General features: G+C 72.2%; 22 protein-coding genes. 11 read left to right on the forward strand and 11 right to left on the reverse strand.

The window, feature by feature from the left end; all coding sequences use genetic code 11:
- Positions 1-9 precede the first annotated feature (9 nt).
- Both ACZ4WZ_RS25325 and ACZ4WZ_RS25330 read right to left on the reverse strand, forming a co-directional pair.
- Positions 10-231 carry a DUF397 domain-containing protein gene (locus tag ACZ4WZ_RS25325; RefSeq protein WP_467893667.1) on the reverse strand — a complete coding sequence of 74 codons (222 nt, stop codon included), beginning with the start codon at positions 229-231 and terminating at the stop codon, positions 10-12.
- Positions 232-243: 12 nt separating this feature from the next.
- Complete coding sequence (locus ACZ4WZ_RS25330) at positions 244-1,128, reverse strand: helix-turn-helix domain-containing protein (RefSeq protein ID WP_467893669.1); 885 nt, start codon at positions 1,126-1,128, stop codon at positions 244-246.
- 197 nt (positions 1,129-1,325) lie between these two features.
- Between ACZ4WZ_RS25330 and ACZ4WZ_RS25335 the strand changes: the two genes are divergently transcribed.
- From ACZ4WZ_RS25335 to ACZ4WZ_RS25370, 8 genes are all read left to right on the forward strand, one after another.
- Complete coding sequence (locus tag ACZ4WZ_RS25335; RefSeq protein ID WP_467893670.1) at positions 1,326-1,775, forward strand: ATP-binding protein; 450 nt, start codon at positions 1,326-1,328, stop codon at positions 1,773-1,775.
- A gap of 311 nt (positions 1,776-2,086) precedes the next feature.
- A complete protein-coding gene (locus ACZ4WZ_RS25340; RefSeq protein WP_467893672.1) occupies positions 2,087-2,389 on the forward strand; it encodes an urease subunit gamma in 303 nt (100 codons plus the stop codon).
- Between the two features lie 14 nt (positions 2,390-2,403).
- Entirely contained in the window at positions 2,404-2,715 is a 312-nt protein-coding gene (locus tag ACZ4WZ_RS25345) for an urease subunit beta (protein ID WP_467893674.1), read from the forward strand.
- Entirely contained in the window at positions 2,708-4,429 is a 1,722-nt protein-coding gene (locus ACZ4WZ_RS25350; protein ID WP_467893676.1) for an urease subunit alpha, read from the forward strand. The genes ACZ4WZ_RS25345 and ACZ4WZ_RS25350 overlap by 8 nt, the downstream gene beginning before the upstream one ends.
- Positions 4,430-4,460: 31 nt before the next feature.
- Entirely contained in the window at positions 4,461-5,135 is a 675-nt protein-coding gene (locus tag ACZ4WZ_RS25355; protein WP_467893678.1) for an urease accessory protein UreF, read from the forward strand.
- Positions 5,136-5,168: 33 nt separating this feature from the next.
- A complete protein-coding gene (ureG, locus tag ACZ4WZ_RS25360; RefSeq protein ID WP_467893679.1) occupies positions 5,169-5,864 on the forward strand; it encodes an urease accessory protein UreG in 696 nt (231 codons plus the stop codon).
- Positions 5,861-6,646: an urease accessory protein UreD gene (locus ACZ4WZ_RS25365; RefSeq protein WP_467893681.1), complete on the forward strand. Its 786-nt coding sequence runs from the start codon at positions 5,861-5,863 to the stop codon at positions 6,644-6,646. Before ureG ends, ACZ4WZ_RS25365 begins: the two co-directional genes overlap by 4 nt.
- A 184-nt stretch (positions 6,647-6,830) precedes the next feature.
- On the forward strand, positions 6,831-8,495 hold the full coding sequence (locus tag ACZ4WZ_RS25370) for an alpha/beta hydrolase (RefSeq protein WP_467893682.1): 1,665 nt from the start codon (positions 6,831-6,833) through the stop codon (positions 8,493-8,495).
- Between the two features lie 54 nt (positions 8,496-8,549).
- Here ACZ4WZ_RS25370 and ACZ4WZ_RS25375 read toward each other — a convergent pair whose 3' ends face one another.
- The 6 genes from ACZ4WZ_RS25375 to ACZ4WZ_RS25400 all read right to left on the reverse strand — a co-directional run bounded on the left by ACZ4WZ_RS25375 (position 8,550) and on the right by ACZ4WZ_RS25400 (position 13,795).
- Entirely contained in the window at positions 8,550-9,260 is a 711-nt protein-coding gene (locus ACZ4WZ_RS25375) for a lysophospholipid acyltransferase family protein (RefSeq protein WP_467893684.1), read from the reverse strand.
- Between the two features lie 68 nt (positions 9,261-9,328).
- Positions 9,329-9,487, reverse strand: coding sequence for a hypothetical protein (locus ACZ4WZ_RS25380; RefSeq protein WP_467893686.1), 159 nt, complete (start codon positions 9,485-9,487; stop codon positions 9,329-9,331).
- A 32-nt stretch (positions 9,488-9,519) separates the two neighbouring features.
- On the reverse strand, positions 9,520-10,476 hold the full coding sequence (locus ACZ4WZ_RS25385) for a cytochrome c oxidase assembly protein (RefSeq protein ID WP_467893688.1): 957 nt from the start codon (positions 10,474-10,476) through the stop codon (positions 9,520-9,522).
- A gap of 91 nt (positions 10,477-10,567) precedes the next feature.
- Positions 10,568-11,593, reverse strand: a complete 1,026-nt coding sequence (locus ACZ4WZ_RS25390; protein ID WP_467893690.1) for a 6-phosphofructokinase — start codon at positions 11,591-11,593, stop codon at positions 10,568-10,570.
- A gap of 208 nt (positions 11,594-11,801) precedes the next feature.
- A complete protein-coding gene (locus tag ACZ4WZ_RS25395; RefSeq protein WP_467893692.1) occupies positions 11,802-12,530 on the reverse strand; it encodes a type 1 glutamine amidotransferase in 729 nt (242 codons plus the stop codon).
- A 26-nt stretch (positions 12,531-12,556) separates the two neighbouring features.
- The gene (locus tag ACZ4WZ_RS25400; protein WP_467893695.1) at positions 12,557-13,795 is read right to left on the reverse strand and encodes a MurT ligase domain-containing protein; all 1,239 of its coding nucleotides are present in this window, start codon (positions 13,793-13,795) and stop codon (positions 12,557-12,559) included.
- Positions 13,796-13,916: 121 nt separating this feature from the next.
- On the opposite strand from ACZ4WZ_RS25400, the gene def reads away from it, so the two are divergent.
- Entirely contained in the window at positions 13,917-14,465 is a 549-nt protein-coding gene (gene def, locus ACZ4WZ_RS25405; RefSeq protein ID WP_467893697.1) for a peptide deformylase, read from the forward strand.
- Between the two features lie 15 nt (positions 14,466-14,480).
- On the opposite strand, the gene ACZ4WZ_RS25410 is transcribed toward def, so the two are convergent.
- Entirely contained in the window at positions 14,481-15,125 is a 645-nt protein-coding gene (locus tag ACZ4WZ_RS25410; protein ID WP_467893699.1) for a TetR/AcrR family transcriptional regulator, read from the reverse strand.
- A 176-nt stretch (positions 15,126-15,301) separates the two neighbouring features.
- On the opposite strand from ACZ4WZ_RS25410, the gene ACZ4WZ_RS25415 reads away from it, so the two are divergent.
- The gene (locus ACZ4WZ_RS25415; RefSeq protein ID WP_467893701.1) at positions 15,302-16,531 is read left to right on the forward strand and encodes an acyl-CoA dehydrogenase family protein; all 1,230 of its coding nucleotides are present in this window, start codon (positions 15,302-15,304) and stop codon (positions 16,529-16,531) included.
- Between the two features lie 272 nt (positions 16,532-16,803).
- Here ACZ4WZ_RS25415 and ACZ4WZ_RS25420 read toward each other — a convergent pair whose 3' ends face one another.
- Both ACZ4WZ_RS25420 and ACZ4WZ_RS25425 read right to left on the reverse strand, forming a co-directional pair.
- The gene (locus ACZ4WZ_RS25420) at positions 16,804-17,547 is read right to left on the reverse strand and encodes an LppU/SCO3897 family protein (RefSeq protein ID WP_467893703.1); all 744 of its coding nucleotides are present in this window, start codon (positions 17,545-17,547) and stop codon (positions 16,804-16,806) included.
- Positions 17,548-17,626: 79 nt separating this feature from the next.
- Positions 17,627-18,049: an SRPBCC family protein gene (locus tag ACZ4WZ_RS25425; protein ID WP_467893705.1), complete on the reverse strand. Its 423-nt coding sequence runs from the start codon at positions 18,047-18,049 to the stop codon at positions 17,627-17,629.
- Positions 18,050-18,204: 155 nt separating this feature from the next.
- On the opposite strand from ACZ4WZ_RS25425, the gene ACZ4WZ_RS25430 reads away from it, so the two are divergent.
- Positions 18,205-18,390, forward strand: a complete 186-nt coding sequence (locus ACZ4WZ_RS25430) for a DUF5999 family protein (RefSeq protein ID WP_388937077.1) — start codon at positions 18,205-18,207, stop codon at positions 18,388-18,390.
- Positions 18,391-18,472 lie beyond the last annotated feature (82 nt).

Raw genomic sequence — 18,472 nt, forward strand, 5'->3', positions numbered from 1 at the left:
GGCGTCACGTCACGCGTGCACGTCCGCCCGTACGGAGGCGAGGAAGCCGTCCCAGGCCGGCCCGGTGAAGAGCACGGCCGGGCCGTCCGTCCGCTTGGAGTCGCGGACGGCCAGCAGACCGCCGGTCAGGGCGGCCGCTTCCACGCAGTTGTTCATTCCGGTGCTGCGGCTGCTCCGCCGCCACCGCGCGCTGTTCAGAAGTCCGCTGGTGGATAAGGGGGTTGCGGACACGGGGGTGCCTCCTTACGCGTCGTCAGCGATTGAGCTGATGAGATCCGACGAGTCACGGGGCGGTAGGGCGTGCGCCTGGATGGTACGGAACGCGGCGCTGTACGCCTCAAGGTCTTCCTTCCGCTCCAGATAGAGGCTACTCGTCAAATGGTCGAGCACCACCACATCCAGATCGGCGATGTTCGGAAATGAGAAAATGACGAAGGGTCCGGTCAGGCCGAGATGACCCCCCACGGTGAACGGCAGCACCTGGAGCCGGACTTGGGGGAGCCGCGCCACCTCCACCAGATGCCTCAGCTGCTCCGCCATCACCCCCGGCCCGCCGATCTGGCGGCGCAGCACCGCCTCGTCCAGCACGGCGCTGAGCTCCAGGGGCGGATCCGCCCGCAGCACCGCCTGCCGCGCCAGCCGTACGTCGACCAGCGCGTCCACCTTCGGCTCCGGCAGCCCGCCCAGCGCGGCCCGGGTCACCGCCCGCGCGTACTCCGGTGTCTGCAGCAGCCCCGGCACCACGGACAGCTCCACGGTGCGCGCGGCCCGGGCCCCGGCCTCCAGGCTGATGAAGTCCCGGTACTCCTGCGGGAGCAGGCCGCGGTAGTCGTGCCACCACTGCCGCCCGCGCGCGGCGTCCCCGCTCGACGCCGGGCCGGCCGCCGACGCCCCGAGGGCCTCCAGCAGCGCCCGCTGCTGGGCGCTCACCACGCCCCCGTAGGCGTCCAGCAGCAGCCGGATGTCGTCGGTCTTCACGCCGCTGCGACCCGTCTCGATGCGGCTGACCTTCGACTGGTGCCAGCCGACGATACGGGCCACCTCGCCGCTGGTGAGTCCGGAGCGGTCGCGCAGCGCGCGCAGCTCCTCGCCGAGTTTGCGCCGACGTACCGCGGGACCGTGCTGCATACCCGCTCTCCTTCCACCGGCACACCTCGCGCCAGTCTGCCGTCCAAATACGCTCTTCCGTAGCAGAGTTCACCGCAATGAGCGACAGATATATGCATATCTTGGGGGAACGGCGGAAACGGCGGCACGATGGGTGGCACTCTGGCGCTCAGCGTAGATCCGGGGCGGCTTCGTCCCGGTGGGAAAGGGACGTCGCCATGGCAGATCAGCTGGAAGCATCCGTCACTCTGCCGAGCGATCCGGTATCGGTCGCCGCCGCCCGCCGCTACGTGGCACAGGTACTGGCCGACTGGGGAATGCCGGAGGACGCCGGCACCGCCGACACCGTCCGGCTGATCGTCTCGGAACTCGCGACCAACTCGGTGCAGCACACCTTCGGCCAGTCGCCCACCTTCACCGTCGACGTCCGCCTCGAACGCGAGGAGTGGCTGCGCGTCGGAGTGACGGACAGCCACCCGCGCTGGCCCAGGCGGCTCCCCGCCGCCGTCCAGCAGGACAACGGCCGCGGGATGGTCATCATCCGCTGGCTGACGGCGGAGGCGGGCGGCCGGCTCTCGGTCAGCCCCACGGAGGACGGCGGCAAGACCGTGTGGATCACCCTGCCCTGGCCCGCCGACGCCTCCGCGCGCACCCTCAGGGGCTGTTGACCCGGCGCGGGTGCGCCCCGCGCCCGCCGTATACGACTCTCCCCGCCGGGACCGGGGCGGAGTCCGAACCGCGCGCCTTCCCGAAACGTGGGTTAACCCGGCGGAAAAATACGGGCCCTACGGTATGGCCCTCGGTCTTCGGCCAATGACCACCCATGCTCCGGCAAAGCGGCGGTGATCGGGACGGAAAGCCTCGTCCTGTGTTGGGCAAGACGCGCTTGACACGGATAAGCGCAGGTCAACAAGGCGTTGACGACCGGTACGGTCGCCCCGGCGCGATGAAGACATGTCCCGGAAGCTTGGTGATACAGGTGCAATTGACACCGCACGAACAAGAGAGACTCCTGATCCACGTGGCCGCCGACGTGGCCGCGAAGCGCAGGGCGCGCGGGGTGCTCCTCAACCACCCCGAGGCCGTCGCCCTGATCACCGCGCACCTCCTCGAAGGCGCCCGCGACGGGCGGACCGTCGCCGAGCTGATGGCCTCCGGCCGCACCGTGCTCACCCGCGCCGAGGTCATGGAGGGCATCCCCGAGATGGTCCACGACGTCCAGGTCGAGGCGACCTTCCCCGACGGCACCAAGCTCGTCACCGTCCACGACCCGATCGTCTGAGGGGGAGCGGCAGCATGATCCCCGGCGAGATCGTCCACGGGGAGGGTCCGGTGCGTCTCAACCAAGACCGCCCCGTCACCCGCCTCACCGTCCTCAACGCCGCCGACCGGCCCGTCCAGGTCGGCTCCCACTACCACTTCGCCGAGGCCAACCCCGGCCTCGACTTCGACCGGCGGGCCGCGCGCGGCCTGCGCCTGAACATCGCCGCCGGCACCGCCGTCCGCTTCGAGCCGGGCATCCCGGTCGCCGTGGAACTCGTACCGCTCGGCGGACTGCGCACCGTGCCCGGACTGCGCGGCGAGACCGGGGGGCCGCTCGATGGCTGAACTCTCCCGCCGGGCCTACACCGACCTCTTCGGGCCGACCACCGGAGACCGGATCCGGCTCGCCGACACCGCCCTCTTCGTCGAGATCGAGCGGGACCTCAGCGGCGGACCGGGCAACTCCGGCGACGAGGCCGTCTTCGGCGGCGGCAAGGTCATCCGCGAGTCCATGGGCCAGGCCCGCACCACCCGCGCCGAAGGCGCCCCCGACACGGTGATCACCGGCGTGGTGATCCTCGACCACTGGGGCATCGTCAAGGCCGACGTCGGCATCCGCGACGGCCGCATCTGCGGCATCGGCAAGGCCGGCAACCCCGACACCATGGACGGGGTGGACCCCGCCCTCGTCATCGGTCCCGAGACCGAGATCATCGCGGGCAACGGCAAGATCGTCACCGCCGGCGCCATCGACGCCCACGTGCACTTCATCTCCCCGACCGTCGTCGACGAGGCCCTCGCCTCCGGCATCACCACCCTCGTCGGCGGCGGCACCGGCCCCGCCGAGGGGTCCAAGGCCACCACCGTCACCCCCGGCCCCTGGCACCTGGCCCGGATGTTCGCGGCGCTGGAGGCCTACCCCGTCAACATCGGCCTCCTGGGCAAGGGCAACACCACGTCCCGCGAGGGCATGCTCTCCCAGCTGCGCGGCGGAGCCCTCGGATTCAAGATCCACGAGGACTGGGGAGCGACCCCCGCCGCCATCGACGCCTGCCTGAGCGTCGCCGACGAGACCGGCGCCCAGGTCGCCATCCACACCGACACGCTCAACGAGGCCGGCTTCGTCGCCGACACCCTCAAGGCCATCGCCGGGCGGACCATCCACTCGTACCACACCGAGGGCGCGGGCGGCGGCCACGCACCCGACATCATCACCGTGGTCTCCGAGCCCAACGTCTTGCCCAGCTCCACCAACCCCACCCGGCCGCACACCCTCAACACCGTCGAGGAACACCTCGACATGCTGATGGTCTGCCACCACCTCAACCCGGCCGTCCCCGAGGACCTCGCCTTCGCCGAGTCCCGGATCCGGCCCTCCACCATCGCCGCCGAGGACGTGCTCCACGACCTCGGAGCCATCTCCATCATCTCCTCCGACTCCCAGGCCATGGGCCGGGTCGGCGAGGTCGTGCTGCGCACCTGGCAGACCGCCCACGTGATGAAGGAACGGCGCGGGTTCCTGCCCGGCGACGGCCCCGCCGACAACCACCGCGCCCGCCGCTACGTCGCCAAGTACACGATCAACCCCGCCGTCGCCCAGGGCCTCGCCAAGGAGATCGGCTCCGTCGAGACCGGCAAGCTCGCCGACCTGGTGCTGTGGAACCCCGCCTTCTTCGGAGTCAAGCCCGAACTGGTCGTCAAGGGCGGCCAGATCGCGTACGCGCAGATGGGCGACGCCAACGCCTCCATCCCCACCCCGCAGCCGGTCCTGCCCCGGCCCATGTACGGCGGCATCGGCCGGGCCCCGGCCCTCAACTCGCTCAACTTCACCGCGCAGGCCGCCCTCGACGACGGCCTGCCCGAGCGCCTCGGCCTCGGCAAGAGGTTCACGGCCATCGAGAACACCCGCAAGCTGGGCAAGGCGGACATGCGCAACAACGACGCCCGGCCGAGGGTGGAGGTCGACCCCGACACCTTCACCGTCACCATCGACGGCGAAGCGGTGGAGCCGGCTCCCGCGGCCGAACTGCCCATGGCACAGAGATACTTCCTCTTCTGATGGGGTCCAGCCTGCCGAAGGGCCCCCTCCGATGAGCCTCGCCGCGCTGCTCGTGCTCGCGGACGGCCGCTTCCCCGCCGGAGGGCACGCCCACTCCGGCGGGGCCGAGGCCGCCTGCAAGGCCGGCCGCATCCACGACGCCGCCACCCTGGCGCAGTTCTGCCGGGGCCGGCTGCACACCGCCGGGCTCACCGCCGCCGGTCTCGCCGCTGCCGCCGCCCTCGGCCTCGACCCGGCGGAACTCGACGCCGCGGCCGACGCCCGCACCCCCTCGCCCGCGCTGCGCGCCGCCGCACGGCGGCTCGGCCGGCAGCTGCTGCGGGCCGCCCGGGCCACCTGGCCCGCCGCCGAACTGGACGCCCTGGCCGCCGCTTTCCCGCGCGGCGCCCACCAGCCCGTGGTCCTCGGCCTCACCGCCCGGGCGGCCGGGCTCGGGGCCCTGGACGCCGCGCACGTGGCGGCGTACGAGAGCGTCAGCGGGCCGGCCACGGCGACGGTACGGCTGCTGGGCCTCGACCCCTTCGAGGCGAGCGCCGTACTGGCCCGGCTCGCCCCGGAACTCGACGCCGTCGCCGCCAGGGCGGCCGAGGCCGCCCTGCTCGCCCGTACCGAGGGAGCGGACGCCCTGCCCGCGGCCTCCTCACCGCTGCTGGAGATCGCGGCCGAGGCGCATGCCGACTGGGCGGTACGCCTCTTCGCCTCCTGAGCACCCCGACCCGCTTCCCGAAGGAGACCTGCCGTGCACCTCGACCACGACGTGACCTACCCCCACCGCCACACCCACGGCGCCGCCCCGCTGCGCGCCGACGGCACCCGCCGCGCCCTGCGCGTGGGCCTCGGCGGCCCCGTCGGCTCCGGCAAGACCGCCACCGTCGCCGCCCTCTGCCGGACCCTGCGCTCCGAACTGTCCATGGCCGTCGTCACCAACGACATCTACACCCGCGAGGACGCCGAGTTCCTGCTGCGCGAAGCCGTCCTGCCCCCCGAGCGGATCAGCGCCGTGGAGACCGGTGCCTGCCCCCACACAGCGATCCGCGACGACATCTCCGCCAACCTGGAGGCAGTCGAGGAACTGGAAGAGGCCTTCCTCACCCATGCCCCCCTCGACCTGATCCTCGTCGAATCCGGCGGGGACAACCTGACCGCCACCTTCTCCCGCGGTCTGGTCGACGCCCAGATCTTCGTCATCGACGTGGCGGGCGGCGACGACATCCCCCGCAAGGGCGGCCCCGGCGTCACCACCTCCGACCTCCTCGTCGTCAACAAGACCGACCTCGCCCCCCACGTGGGCTCCGACCTGGAACGAATGGCCCGCGACGCCGCCGCACAGCGCGGGGACCTGCCCGTCGCCTTCCAGTCCCTGCGCGGCGCCCAGGGCGTGGCCCCGGTGGCCGACTGGGTGCGGGAGCGGATCGCCGCCTGGGCCGTACGGTGACCAGCGCGCCCCCCGCCGCCCTCCACCCGGCCTCCCTGCGCGCCACCGCCCGCGTCCGCGCCGCCGCCGACGGGCGCGGCGGCACCGCCCTGCCCCTGCTGGCCGGGGAGGGGCCGCTCGCCCTGCGCCGCACCCGGGGCGAGGGAGCCGAGGCGGGAGTGATGCTGGTCGGCGCGATGAGCGCCCCCCTCGGCGGCGACCACCTCACGGTGGAGGCCGAAGCGGGACCCGGCACCCGCCTCGCCGTGCGCTCGGCGGCGGCCACCCTGGCCCTGCCCGGCCGCGGCGGCGAGCCCGCGCGGTACGACGTACGGCTGACGCTGGCCGGAGGGTCGGCGGTGCGCTGGCTGCCGGAGCCGCTGGTCTCCGTGCGCGGCAGCGACCTGCGCGCCACCACCCGCGCCGAACTGGCCCCCACCGCCCGCCTCCTGCTGCGCGAGGAACAGGTGCTGGGGCGCAGCGGCGAGGCCCCCGGCCTGCTGCGGAGCCGCCTCACGGCCACCCGGGACGGCCGGCCCCTGCTGGACCAGGAGCTGTCGTGCGGCCCCGGCGCACCGGGCGGCTGGGACGGCCCGGCCGGAACCGCGGGGCACCGCGCCCTCGGCCAGCTCCTCGTCGTCGACCCGCGCTTCGAGGCGGACCCGCCGCGCGCCGCCGTACTGGGCGAGTTCGCGGCCGCCACCCCGCTGGCCGGGCCGGCCGTACTCGTGACGGCCCTGGCCCCGGACGCGCTGCGGCTGCGTGAGCTGCTGGACGAGGCCCAGCGCACGTACGGCTGGTGACCCGGCCGCTGACGGGGGGACAGAACCGGGACAATGGGACACCGCTCAGCGGTACACACCTTTCCGGTTATCGGGTTGGCAAAGAACTCCACCGTGCTCTGTTGCCGGGTACCGGTCAGACGAAAGGATCCCCCTGTCCCAAACCCGCCGCTCCGGGCGGCACATGACCAGGGGGATCAACCACGTGATACGCAACGCGACGCTGGGGAGCGCCGCCACCCTCATCACCGGCGCGCTGGCGGCAGGCCTGCTGCTCGCGCCGCCGGCCTCGGCGGCTCCGGCCGGCCGGGACAACGGCGGCGCCGAGGCGATGGGCGTCCAGATCGCCGCCGCCCGCGCCGCGCGCGCAGGCATCGACTGGAAGGACTGTCCTGCCGACTGGGGCTTCGAGAAGCCGATCCAGTGCGGCTGGGTCAAGGTCCCGCTCGACTACGCCAAGCCCTTCGGCAAGACGATCGAGCTCGCGGTCGACCGCGCCGTCAGCACCGGCACCAAGGAGGAGCGCCAGGGCGCCCTCATCTACAACCCGGGCGGCCCGGGCGGTTCCGGCATGCGCTTCCCGCGCCGGGTCACCACCAAGAGCCCGCTGTGGGTCAACACCTCCAAGGCGTACGACTTCGTGGGCTTCGACCCCCGCGGCGTCGGCCACTCCGCGCCGATCTCCTGCATCGACCCGCAGGAGTTCGTGAAGGCCCCCAAGGCCGACCCGGTCCCCTCCAGCGAGGCCGACAAGCGCGCCCAGCGCAAGCTCGCCGCCGAGTACGCGGACGGCTGCAAGGAGCGCAGCGGCGAGATGCTGCCGCACATGACCACGCCGAACACCGCGCGCGACCTGGACGTCATCCGGGCCGCCCTCGGCGAGAAGAAGCTGAACTTCCTCGGCGTCTCCTACGGCACCTACCTGGGCGGCGTCTACGCGACCCTCTTCCCGACCCACGTGCGCCGCATGATCCTCGACAGCGTCGTCAACCCGTCGCAGGAGAAGATCTGGTACCAGGCCAACCTGGACCAGGACGTCGCCTTCCAGATGCGCTGGAACGACTGGCAGGACTGGGTCGCCAAGAACGACGCCGTCTTCCACCTCGGCGACAGCCGCGCCAAGGTCGAGGCCAAGTACCAGGAGCTGCGCGCCCAGGCCAAGGCCAACCCGCTCGGCGGGGTCGTCGGCCCGGCCGAGCTGATCGGCTTCTTCCAGGGTGCCCCGTACTACGACTCCTCCTGGGTCCCGGTCGCGCAGGCGTTCAGCGCCTGGGCCGCCGGTGACGAGAAGCCGCTGATCGAGGCCATCGCCCCGGACATGTCCGACACCAAGGGCAACGCCGCTTCCGAGAACGGCAACGCCGTGTACACCGCGGTGGAGTGCGCCGACGCCAAGTGGCCCACCAGCTGGACCAGGTGGGACCGGGACAACACCGAGCTGCACAAGAAGTACCCGTTCCTGACCTGGTCGAACGCGTGGATGAACCTGCCCTGCGCGACCTGGAAGTCCAAGCAGAGCACCCCGATCGAGGTCGGCGCCAAGCGCGGCATCGCGCCGGTCCTGATCGTCCAGTCCGAGCGTGACGCGGCCACCCCCTACGAGGGCGCCGTCGAGCTGCACCGCCGCCTGGCGGGCTCGCGCCTGATCACCGAGCAGAACGCCGGCTCGCACGGCGTCACCAGCCTGCTGAACTCCTGCGTCAACACGCGCGTGGACGGCTACCTGCTCACCGGCAAGGTCGACGCCCAGGACGTCACCTGCGCCCCGCACGCCACCCCGGTGCCCCCGGCCCCGGCCGCGGCGAAGTCCCTCGCGGAGGCCCCGGCCGCCGTGCTCCCGCAGCACGAGGAGCTCCCGGCAGTCCGCTAGGACGCCGGAAGCGGGAGCGGTGACAGCACCCCGGTGACCCGGGCGGGAGAAGGCTCAGCGCGTCAGGCGCCGGGCCTTCTTCCGCTTCTCCTCCTCCTCGGCCTTCACATCGGCCGCGTACCGGTCGACGTACTCCTGGCCGGAGAGGCCGAGGACCGCGTACATGATCTCGTCCGTGACGGCCCGCAGCACGGCCCGCTCGCCCTCCAGGCCCGCGTACCGGGAGAAGTCCAGCGGCTCCCCGAAGCGGATCGTGACCCGGCGGATCTTCGGGAGCTTCTGCCCGGGCGGCTGGATCTCGAAGGTGCCGACCATCGCGCAGGGCACCACCGGTACCCCCGCGCCCAGCGCCATCGCCGCCACCCCGACCTTGCCCTTGTAGAGCCGCCCGTCGTGGGAGCGGGTGCCCTCCGGGTAGATGCCGAGCAGCTCGCCCCTGGACAGCACCCCCAGCCCCTCGCGCAGGGCCCCCCGCCCGGCGTCCTTGCCGGAGCGGTCCACCGGGATCTGCCCGGCGCTGCGGAAGAAGGCGGCGGTCAGCCGGCCCTTGAGGCCGGGCCCGGTGAAGTACTCGGCCTTGGCGAGGAAGGTGATCCGGCGCGTGAGGACCGCGGGCATCAGGAAGTGGTCCGAGAAGGACAGGTGGTTGCCCGCGACGATCGCGGGCCCCTCCTCGGGGATGTGCTCCAGCCCCTCGATCCGCGGCCGGAACAGCAGCCGCAGCAGCGGACCGAGCAGTACGTGCTTGAGCAAGTGGTAGAACACCAGGCCGCTCCCGTCGATGCCGCTATGTCACGGCCATCCTACGGACGGTCAACGCGCGGCCGGGAGGGTCATGCGCTGCGCGAAGCGGCCAGCCCCACGGTCAGCAGCCCCAGCACCACCCAGCCGAACCACAGCCAGCCGTTGCTGCCGAGCGCCACCGAGTACGTGGAGACGGCCACCAGGGCGGCGAAGGTCGTCACGGCCATCGCCTTAACGGATCCGGTCATGCCCCATGGTGGCGCCTGAGGCGGGTCCCGCGCTACTGGCCGCGCTGCTGGAGCGAGGCGAGATACGCGTTGTAGGCGGCCAGCTCCTTGTCGCCGTCCCGGTCGGCGGCCCGGTCCGAGCGCCGCGCGATCCGCTGCTCCGAGTGGTACCACTGGTAGATCAGCGCGATCAGCACCAGCACCGAGGGGATCTCGCTGAACGCCCAGGCGATGCCGCCGCCCCACTGCTGGTCGAGCAGCGGGTCGATGTCCAGGGAGGCCGGCGGGTTGGCGTACGTCTTGATCATCGGCTCGCTCGCCATCATCAGCGCGATGCCGAAGAAGGCGTGGAAGGGCATCCCCGCGAACAGCTCCAGCATGCGCATCACGTAGCCGGGACGGTGCGGGCCCGGGTCCACGCCCATGATCGGCCAGAAGAAGATCAGGCCGACGGCGAGGAAGTGGACCATCATGCCGATGTGGCCGGGCCTGCTCTCCATCAGGAAGTCGAAGAGCGGGGTGAAGTACAGCGCGTAGAGGCTCGCGATGAACATCGGGATGGTGAAGGCCGGGTGGGTGACGATCCGCATGTACCGGCTGTGCAGCAGCATCAGGAGCAGCTCGCGCGGGCCCTTGTGGCCGCGCGCCGCGGGCGGCAGCGCCCGCAGGGCCAGCGTCACCGGTGCCCCGAGCAGCAGCAGGATCGGGGTGACCATGCTGATCACCATGTGCTGGACCATGTGCACGCTGAACATGACCATGCCGTAGTCGTTCAGTTTGGTGCACATCACCAGGACCACCGTCAGCACACCGGTGACGAAGGCGATCGTGCGGCCCGGCGGCCAGGAGTCCCCGCGGGCGCGCAGGCGCAGTACGCCCCACCCGTAGAGGGCCAGCCCCAGCAGCGAGCCGAACAGGAAGAAGGCGTCGAAGGAGAACTCCAGCCCGCGCCCGAGAGTGAACGGTGGCAGGTCCATGTTCATGTCCATGCCGTGACCGTTGTGATCCATACCTTCACTCCCTTGACTGTGGCGCCCCACCACAGTAGTGCCGCCCCCGGACGCGATCGCGTCCGGGGGCGGCATCAGAAGGGGGGAAACCTCACAGAACGGTCTGGGCCTCGTCGTAGCGGGCCGGCGGGACCGTCTTCAGGGTGGAGGTGGCCTCCGCGAGCGGCACCATCACGATGTCCGTGCCGCGCAGGGCCGTGAGCATCCCGAACTCGCCCCGGTGCGCCGCCTCCACCGCGTGCCAGCCGAAGCGGGTGGCCAGCACCCGGTCGTACGCGGTGGGCGTGCCGCCGCGCTGGACGTGGCCCAGGATGACCGGCCGGGCCTCCTTGCCCAGGCGCCGCTCCAGCTCGACGGCGAGGATGTTGCCGATGCCCGCGAAGCGCTCGTGGCCGTACTGGTCCTTGCCGCCCGCCTGGTACTCCATCGTGCCGGGACGGGGCTTCGCACCCTCGGCGACCACGACGATCGCGAACCGCTTGCCCGCGGAGAAGCGCTCGCCGACGATCGCCGTGAGCTCCTCGATGTCGAACGGGCGCTCCGGGACGACGATGGCGTGCGCGCCGGCCGCCATGCCCGAGTGCAGGGCGATCCAGCCGGTGTGCCGGCCCATGACCTCGACGACCATCACGCGCTGGTGCGACTCGGCGGTGGTCTTCAGCCGGTCCAGGGCCTCGGTCGCGACGCCCACGGCCGTGTCGAAGCCGAAGGTGACGTCGGTGGAGGCGATGTCGTTGTCGATGGTCTTCGGCACGCCGACGATCGGCAGACCGCCCTGCGCGAGCAGGTTGGCGGCCTTCAGGGTGCCCTCGCCGCCGATGGGGATGATGGCGTCCAGACCGAGGTCCGCGACGTGCCCGCGGGCCCGCTCCACACCGTCGCGCAGGTGCGCCGGCTGGACCCGGGAAGAGCCGAGGATGGTGCCGCCGCGGGCCAGGATGCCGGCCACGGAGTCCAGGTCGAGCTTGCGGTAGTCGCACTCCAGGAGGCCGCGCCAGCCGTCGTGGAAGCCGATGACCTCGTCGCCGTGGTCGACGACGGCGCGGTGCACGACGGAGCGGATGACGGCATTGAGGCCGGGGCAGTCGCCGCCGGAAGTGAGCACACCAATGCGCATGGCAGGAAGAACCTTTGCAACGTGGGCCGACGACCGGACCACGTCGTCCGGTTGGAACTACCCGTCACCCTACAAGCGGATTCCCGGTGGACTGAACCATCCTCCACAGGATGGTCAGAACAAACAGAAGATCGTACGAACGCACACCGGCCCGGACTCCCGAGGGGGAATCCGGGCCGGCGGCCGGGCGGTAAGGGCGGCAGCCCGCCTACGCCGGCTGCGTCGCCGCCGCGATGCGCTCAGCGCGCAGCGCGTCGTACCAGCGGTCGTCTATGGCCGGCAGCGCGTTCACGTCGAGCGCCAGCTTCAGCAGGTGGTCCGCGATGAGCGGGTTGCGGGCCATCACGGGACCGTGCATGTACGTACCGAAGACGGTGTCGTTGTACGCGCCCTCGGTGCCGTCGCCGGTGCCGTTGCCGCGGCCCATGGTCACCCGGGCGAACGGCCGCGCCGTCGGGCCGAGGTGGGTGACGCCCTGGTGGTTCTCGAAGCCCGTCAGCTGGGGCAGGCCCAGGCGCGGGTCGATGTCGGCGAGGACGTCGCCGACGCACCGCTCGGCCTCACCGCGCACGGTCACCACGTCCAGCAGGCCGAGGCCCTCCTGACGCTGCCCCTGGTCGTTGACGAACTCCTGGCCCAGGATCTGGTACCCGGCGCAGACGGAGAAGACGATCGCCCCGTTCGAGACGGCGCGCTCCAGACCGCCGTCGCGCAGCAGCCGCTCGGCGGCCAGCCGCTGCGGCCGGTCCTCGCCGCCGCCGATCAGGTAGATGTCGCCCGAGGTCGGGATGGGCTGGTCGCTGCGCACGTCCACGCGCTGCACGTCCAGGCCGCGCTGGCGGGCCCGGCGCTCCACCACGAGGGCGTTGCCCTGGTCTCCGTACGTGCTGAGCAGGTCGGGGTAGACCCACACCAGACGCAGGCTGTTGTCGCTCATGCTCTTGTCCTTCGAAGGTCTGGGTACTAGTTGCCGACGCGGCGGCGCACGTCCTGGAAGGCCGTGTAGTTGGCGATCAGCTCGATCTGCCCGGGCGGCGCCAGCTGGACGGCCTCGTCGATCGTCTCGCAGACCCGGAAGTCCAGGCCCGCGACCTCGAGGCGGACCGCGAGGTCCAGCTTGCGGTCGCCGATCACGAAGATCGGGTGCCCGGCGAGGCGCGGGTAGTCCACGTCCCACAGCCAGGAGGTGTCGGTGCCGTCCGCGCCGCGGGCGTTCACCGAGAGGATCACCGGCGCCGGAGGGCCGTCGATCAGCGAGAACGTCTCGAGCCAGCCCGCCGGGTTCTTCGCGAGCAGCAGCCGCAGCTCACGGCCCATGAAGGTGACCACGTCGTAGCGGCCGGCCACGGCCTGCACCTGGTACATGCGCTCCAGCGCGACCTGCGGCGGCACGCCGAACACGGCGGCCACGGCGGCCGAGGTGGCGGCGTTGGCCTTGTTCGCGCGGCCGGGCAGCTGGAGGTGGATCGGCCAGGCGCTGCCGTGCGGGTCCAGCACGTGGTCGCCGGAGAGCACCCAGCTCGGGGCCGGGCGGCGGAAACCGCACTCGCCGCAGAACCAGTCGTCGCCCGGGCGCTGCATGACGCCACCGCAGGAGGGGCACGACCAGGCGTCGTCCTTCCACTCCTGGCCGGCGGCGACCCACACCACGTTCTGCGAGGAGGAGGCCGACCACACGATCAGCGGGTCGTCGCAGTTCGCGACCACGACCGCCTTGGAGCCCTGGAGCCCCTCGCGCCACTTCTCGGCGAGCATGCGGGTCTCGGCCGCGCGGTCCAGCTGGTCGCGGGAGAGGTTCAGCAGGGCGATCACCTTGGGGGTGACGTCCCGGGCCACCCCGGCCAGGTACTTCTCGTCCACCTCGATGACGCCGTACCTGGCGTCCGAGCCGCCGGCCAGGGCGGAGGTGATGCCGGCCGGCATGTTCGCGCCCAGCGCGTTGGACACGACCGGACCGCTGGCCCGCAGGGCCTCCGCGATCAGGCGGGTCGTGGTGGTCTTGCCGTTCGTCGCGGAGACGAGGACGACGTCGAGATGCTGCGCCAGCGCGCCGAGAAGATCGGGGTCCAGCCTGAGTGCGACCTTGCCTCCGATCACCGATCCGCTTCCGCGTCCCGCGGCCCGCGACACCGCCGCCGCGGCCTTGCCCGCCGTCACGGCCAGCTTGGCCCGCGGCGAAAGCGGCTCCGTGTTGCCTGCCATCGTCCCTTGTCCTCCTAGCGTCGGTCGCCCCAGCCTATCCAGTACCGGCCGTGGCCTTGACCGCGGCGCCCCAGGTCGCCGCGGATCTCCTCATATATTCGCCCGTCGTACCCTTACGGCCATGCGACAGCGTCCCCTCCCCGGTACCACCGGTTCCGCCCGCCCCATGAGCCTGCTGGGTGACCCGGTGCTCCATTCGCCCTGCGCCGAGGTCACCGACTTCGGCCCCCAACTCGGGCGGCTCATCGAGGACATGTTCGCCACGATGTACGCGGCCCAGGGCGTCGGCCTCGCCGCGAACCAGATCGGGACCGGGCAGCGGGTCTTCGTCTACGACTGCCCCGACGACGAGGACGTCCGCCACGTGGGACACGTCGTCAATCCCCGGCTGGTCGAGGCCGACGGGGACGAGTTCCGCGGCCCCGAGGGCTGTCTGTCGCTGCCCGGCCTGGAGGCGGGCACCGTCCGCTTCGACCGGGCGGTCGTCGAGGGGGTCACCTCCGACGGGACCCCGGTGCGGATCGAGGGCACCGGATTCTTCGCCCGCTGCCTCCAGCACGAGTGCGACCACCTCGACGGCACGGTCTACGCGGACCGGGTGACCGGGCTGCGCGCCCGCAGGCTGCGCCGGGCCATCGCCAAGGCCCCGTGGGGCGGTGCCCGGGGGTAGGCCGGCGCGGGCGGGTCAGAAGCCGGGGCCGTCCGCGCGGTTGCCCGCGGTGGCGAGGCGGCCCCAGAGCAGGTCGGTGAGGCCCGCGACCAGAGCGGCCCGGTCGCAGGGCCGTTCGCCGAGCCACCAGTCGCCGGCCGCGTGCATCATGCCGACGATGCCGTGACCCCAGATCCGCGCGAGCTGCCGGCCGTCGGGACCGAGGTCCACGCGTTCCCCGACCACCTCCGCCAGCTCCTCGCCGAGCCGGCGCAGCAGCGGGGCGGAGTGTCGGCCGACGTCGAAGCCGCGCTCACTGCTCTGCGAGTCCTCGGCGGGGTGCATCAGGAACCGGTAGACCTGCGGGCGGGCCTCGATGGCGGCGAGGTAGGTGTCGAGGGTGGCCTCCACCCGCCGACGGCGTTCGGCCGGGGCGTCGAGCGCGGCCCGCAGCGAGTCGAGCAGGGCGTCGGTGTGCCGGACGGCGAGCGCCTGGTAGAGGCCCGCCTTGTCGCCGAAGTGCCGGTAGAGGATGGGCTTGGTGATGCCCGCCTCCGCCGCGATGGCGTTCATGGAGGCCTTCGGACCGTCCCTGAGTACGACGCGGTCCGCCGCCTCGAGCAGCTCGCGCCGACGGCGTTCTCCCGCTCCCGGCTCGCCCGCCTGCTGACTGGTCTCCATGACGTGTTTCTCTCCCCGCCCTTGCGATGTGCCTGACGCCCACGCAACGTAACACCCCGCGTACCCCCGTCACCGAACCGGCCGCGCTTGACAGTGCTTACCGGCCGGTAACAGACTGTGGCCACGATGGGGGTTACCCGCAGTAACGGTGACCCTGTGAGACAGCTGGAGGGGACATGGCGGAGTTCACCATGGAGCTCAACGACGACCAGAAGCAGGTCCGGGACTGGATCCACGGCTTCGCCGCCGATGTGATCAGGCCCGCCGCCGCCGAATGGGACGAGCGGGAAGAGACTCCGTGGCCCGTCATCCAGGAAGCGGCCAAGGTCGGCATCTACTCACTCGACTTCTACGCCCAGCAGTTCTTCGACCCGACCGGCCTCGGCATCCCCATGGCGATGGAGGAGCTCTTCTGGGGCGACGCGGGCATCGCCCTGTCCATCGTCGGCACCGGCCTCGCGGCCATCGGCGTCGTCGCCAACGGGACCGAGGAGCAGATCGGCACCTGGATCCCGCAGATGTACGGGACCCCGGACGACGTCAAGGTCGCCGCCTTCTGCTCCTCCGAGCCGGACGCCGGGTCCGACGTCGGCGCCATGCGCACCCGGGCCGTCTACGACCGGGCCAAGGACGAGTGGGTCCTCAACGGCACCAAGACCTGGGCCACCAACGGCGGCATCGCCAACGTCCACATCGTCGTCGCCGTCGTCGACCCCGAGCTCGGCACCAAGGGCCACGCCTCCTTCATCGTGCCGCCCGGCACCCCGGGCCTGTCCCAGGGCCAGAAGTTCAAGAAGCACGGCATCCGCGCCTCCCACACGGCCGAGGTGGTGCTCGAGGACGTACGCGTCCCCGGGTCCTGCCTGCTCGGCGGCAAGGACAAGCTGGACGAGCGGCTCGCGCGGGCCCGTGAGCGGGCCGCGGCGGGCGGCGGCGAGCGCGTGAAGAACGCCGCGATGGCCACCTTCGAGGCCTCGCGGCCGGCCGTCGGCGCCATGGCCGTCGGCACGGCCCGCGCGGCGTACGAAGTCGCCCTGGACTACGCGAAGACCCGAACCCAGTTCGGGCGCCCGATCATCGACAACCAGGGGGTGGCCTTCCAGCTCGCGGACATGCGCACCCAGATCGACGCGGCCCGGCTACTGGTGTGGCGGGCGTCCTGGATGGCCGTCGCGGGCAAGCCCTTCACCTCGGCGGAGGGCTCCATGTCGAAGCTGTACGCGAGCGAGGTGGCGAAGAAGGTCACCGCCCAGGCGGTCCAGATCCTCGGCGGCAACGGCTACACCCGGGAGTACCCCGTGGAGCGGATGCACCGGGACAGCGCGATCTACACGATCTTCGAGGGGACCAGCGAGATCCAGCGCCTGGTGATCGCGCGCACGCTCTCCGGCATGCCGATCCGCTAGGCCGTCTCTTTCGGATCTTGCCGGTTAAGCCCGCGTTTCCCCCAGCTACCGCTGGGAGGTGCCCCCAGGTGCCGTGCATCGCAAGGCGGAGCGGCTCCCGATTACTGGACGTCCTCGGGTGCCGCGACAACGCGGCGAGGTGCGGTACCGGGCGGCGCGGGTGTGGGGGCACCTCCCAGCGGTAGCTGGGGGAGCGAGATCCGGAAGAGACGGCCTAGCCGCGCTCCTCGCCGCCGCCCCGCCGACCCGCGCCGCGGGACGGCGGGTGCGGGTCAGCGCAGCGGGGTCAGGCAGTGCAGGGTCCACTCGTCCCCGCCGTACTCCGGGGCGGAGAGGAAGTCGCCCGGGGCGCAGGACTCCCCGGCGGTGAGCCGCTTGCTGACGCGGTACTGCGCCTTCGGCGAACCGCAGCCCGTGACCAGCAGTTCCTGGTCGCTCCAGTCGCCCACGTTGCGCACGCACTGTCCCACCGCCAGGACCGGCGGCTCGTCGTCGCCGGCCGTGAGGCCGGCCAGGACGAGGGCGGGGACGCCGAGGGCCAGGAGCAGCGCCGGTACGAGGAAGAGCATCGCGGGCGGGCGCCGCCACAGCGGCCTGCCCGGATCCAGCGGGGGCCGGAACCCCCCCGACGGCACCGCGAGGCGGCGGAAGGCCGCCCGGGGGCCGAGGTTCAGCAGCAGGACGACCGGGGTGACGAACAGCGACAGCGGACCCCACCAGCCCTGCCACAGGGTGTCCGAGGACATCCGGCGGTACGTGGCCGTGCCGCAGTCGCGGCAGAACGGCCCCGGCATGCTCAGGAACCGCATCAGAACCAGCAGGCCCTGGTGACCGCGCACCGTGGCCGCAGCCGCCGGCCAGCAGCCGCACACGCGGCAGGCGTACCCGTCGGAGCGCTCCGCCCGCTGCTGCGGCGCGGGGGCGTACGGCGGGAGGTAGGGGTCTGCGGCGTCCGCCCGGCGGGCGGGGAACTCGTAGGGGCCGCCGGCGCCGTACTGCGGTGGCGGTGTGGCCAAGGGGACCTCCTCGAAGGCTCGGCGATCACCCGGCCGTGAGCCGGGCCGGGCGGTGATCACGGCACCCTAGCCCGGCCCGTCAGGGGCGCAGGAGGCGGGTCAGGGCCCGGCCGAAGAGGCAGTGGCCCGCGCGGGCCACCAGGGGGTCCAGGACGCGGGGGAGGGGGCGCACGCGCAGGTCCTCGCGCCAGTGGACCTCCGTGCCGCCCGCGGGGACCGGGCGCAGCTCGATCTCCGCCCAGCCCGTCACCGTCCGGCCGCGCTTCTCCAGCCGGACCAGCCGAGGGGGCTCCCAGACGACGACCTCCATGATGTCGTCCACCGTGATCCTCCCCACTCCCGTGCGCGCCGTGAAGCGCGTCCCGGCGTGCGTCGGGGGCTCCGTCTCGACGACCGTCCGGGTCAGCGGCACCTGCGCGCCGTGGCGTTCCCAGTCCGTCAGCCGCCTCCAGGCCTCGGCGGGCGGGAGGGGCGTGCGGCGAATGATCCGGACAACGGGCATGAGCGCATGGTAAGCGGGCATACACACCCTGAACCGGACCTCGGATATGGCTTCCGTCGGGGGGCGGCGATCAGTAATACTCACCGCCACCGTGGATCGCGGATTCGACCGGGTGACCACCGGCCCTCCCGCCCCACACTGCGAGGAGGTGCGCCATGTGCTCCCACCAGCCCCCCTGCCCGTCCGCCGACAGCGCCGACCACGAGGCCGCACGCGTCGTGGCCTCCCATCCCGAGCAGGGCTGGAGCCTGCTCTGCAACGGGGTGGTCGTCTTCGACGACACCGGTGAACTGCTCCCCGAAGGCCGGACGGTGGAACCCCGTCGGCCGGCCCTGGTCTGAGCGAGGAGGCAGCATGCGTCAGCAGCTGATCCGCAAGCCCGTTCCCAAGCCCGCCCCCCGAGACCTGGACCTGCGCACGCCG

The organism is Streptomyces sp. NPDC029122 (assembly GCF_055569445.1).

What these genes read in the sequence shown, in the direction of transcription:
- ACZ4WZ_RS25330 (WP_467893669.1), bottom strand. Translation starts at nt 1,128, where the DNA reads ATGCAGCACGGTCCCGCGGTACGTCGGCGCAAACTCGGCGAGGAGCTG.
- ACZ4WZ_RS25390 (WP_467893690.1), bottom strand. Translation starts at nt 11,593, where the DNA reads ATGCGCATTGGTGTGCTCACTTCCGGCGGCGACTGCCCCGGCCTCAAT.
- ACZ4WZ_RS25385 (WP_467893688.1), bottom strand. Translation starts at nt 10,476, where the DNA reads ATGGATCACAACGGTCACGGCATGGACATGAACATGGACCTGCCACCG.
- ACZ4WZ_RS25350 (WP_467893676.1), top strand. Translation starts at nt 2,708, where the DNA reads ATGGCTGAACTCTCCCGCCGGGCCTACACCGACCTCTTCGGGCCGACC.
- ACZ4WZ_RS25355 (WP_467893678.1), top strand. Translation starts at nt 4,461, where the DNA reads ATGAGCCTCGCCGCGCTGCTCGTGCTCGCGGACGGCCGCTTCCCCGCC.
- ACZ4WZ_RS25425 (WP_467893705.1), bottom strand. Translation starts at nt 18,049, where the DNA reads ATGCCCGTTGTCCGGATCATTCGCCGCACGCCCCTCCCGCCCGCCGAG.
- ACZ4WZ_RS25400 (WP_467893695.1), bottom strand. Translation starts at nt 13,795, where the DNA reads ATGGCAGGCAACACGGAGCCGCTTTCGCCGCGGGCCAAGCTGGCCGTG.
- ACZ4WZ_RS25335 (WP_467893670.1), top strand. Translation starts at nt 1,326, where the DNA reads ATGGCAGATCAGCTGGAAGCATCCGTCACTCTGCCGAGCGATCCGGTA.
- ACZ4WZ_RS25345 (WP_467893674.1), top strand. Translation starts at nt 2,404, where the DNA reads ATGATCCCCGGCGAGATCGTCCACGGGGAGGGTCCGGTGCGTCTCAAC.
- ACZ4WZ_RS25410 (WP_467893699.1), bottom strand. Translation starts at nt 15,125, where the DNA reads ATGGAGACCAGTCAGCAGGCGGGCGAGCCGGGAGCGGGAGAACGCCGT.
- ACZ4WZ_RS25380 (WP_467893686.1), bottom strand. Translation starts at nt 9,487, where the DNA reads ATGACCGGATCCGTTAAGGCGATGGCCGTGACGACCTTCGCCGCCCTG.
- ACZ4WZ_RS25430 (WP_388937077.1), top strand. Translation starts at nt 18,205, where the DNA reads ATGTGCTCCCACCAGCCCCCCTGCCCGTCCGCCGACAGCGCCGACCAC.
- ACZ4WZ_RS25415 (WP_467893701.1), top strand. Translation starts at nt 15,302, where the DNA reads ATGGCGGAGTTCACCATGGAGCTCAACGACGACCAGAAGCAGGTCCGG.
- def (WP_467893697.1), top strand. Translation starts at nt 13,917, where the DNA reads ATGCGACAGCGTCCCCTCCCCGGTACCACCGGTTCCGCCCGCCCCATG.
- ACZ4WZ_RS25395 (WP_467893692.1), bottom strand. Translation starts at nt 12,530, where the DNA reads ATGAGCGACAACAGCCTGCGTCTGGTGTGGGTCTACCCCGACCTGCTC.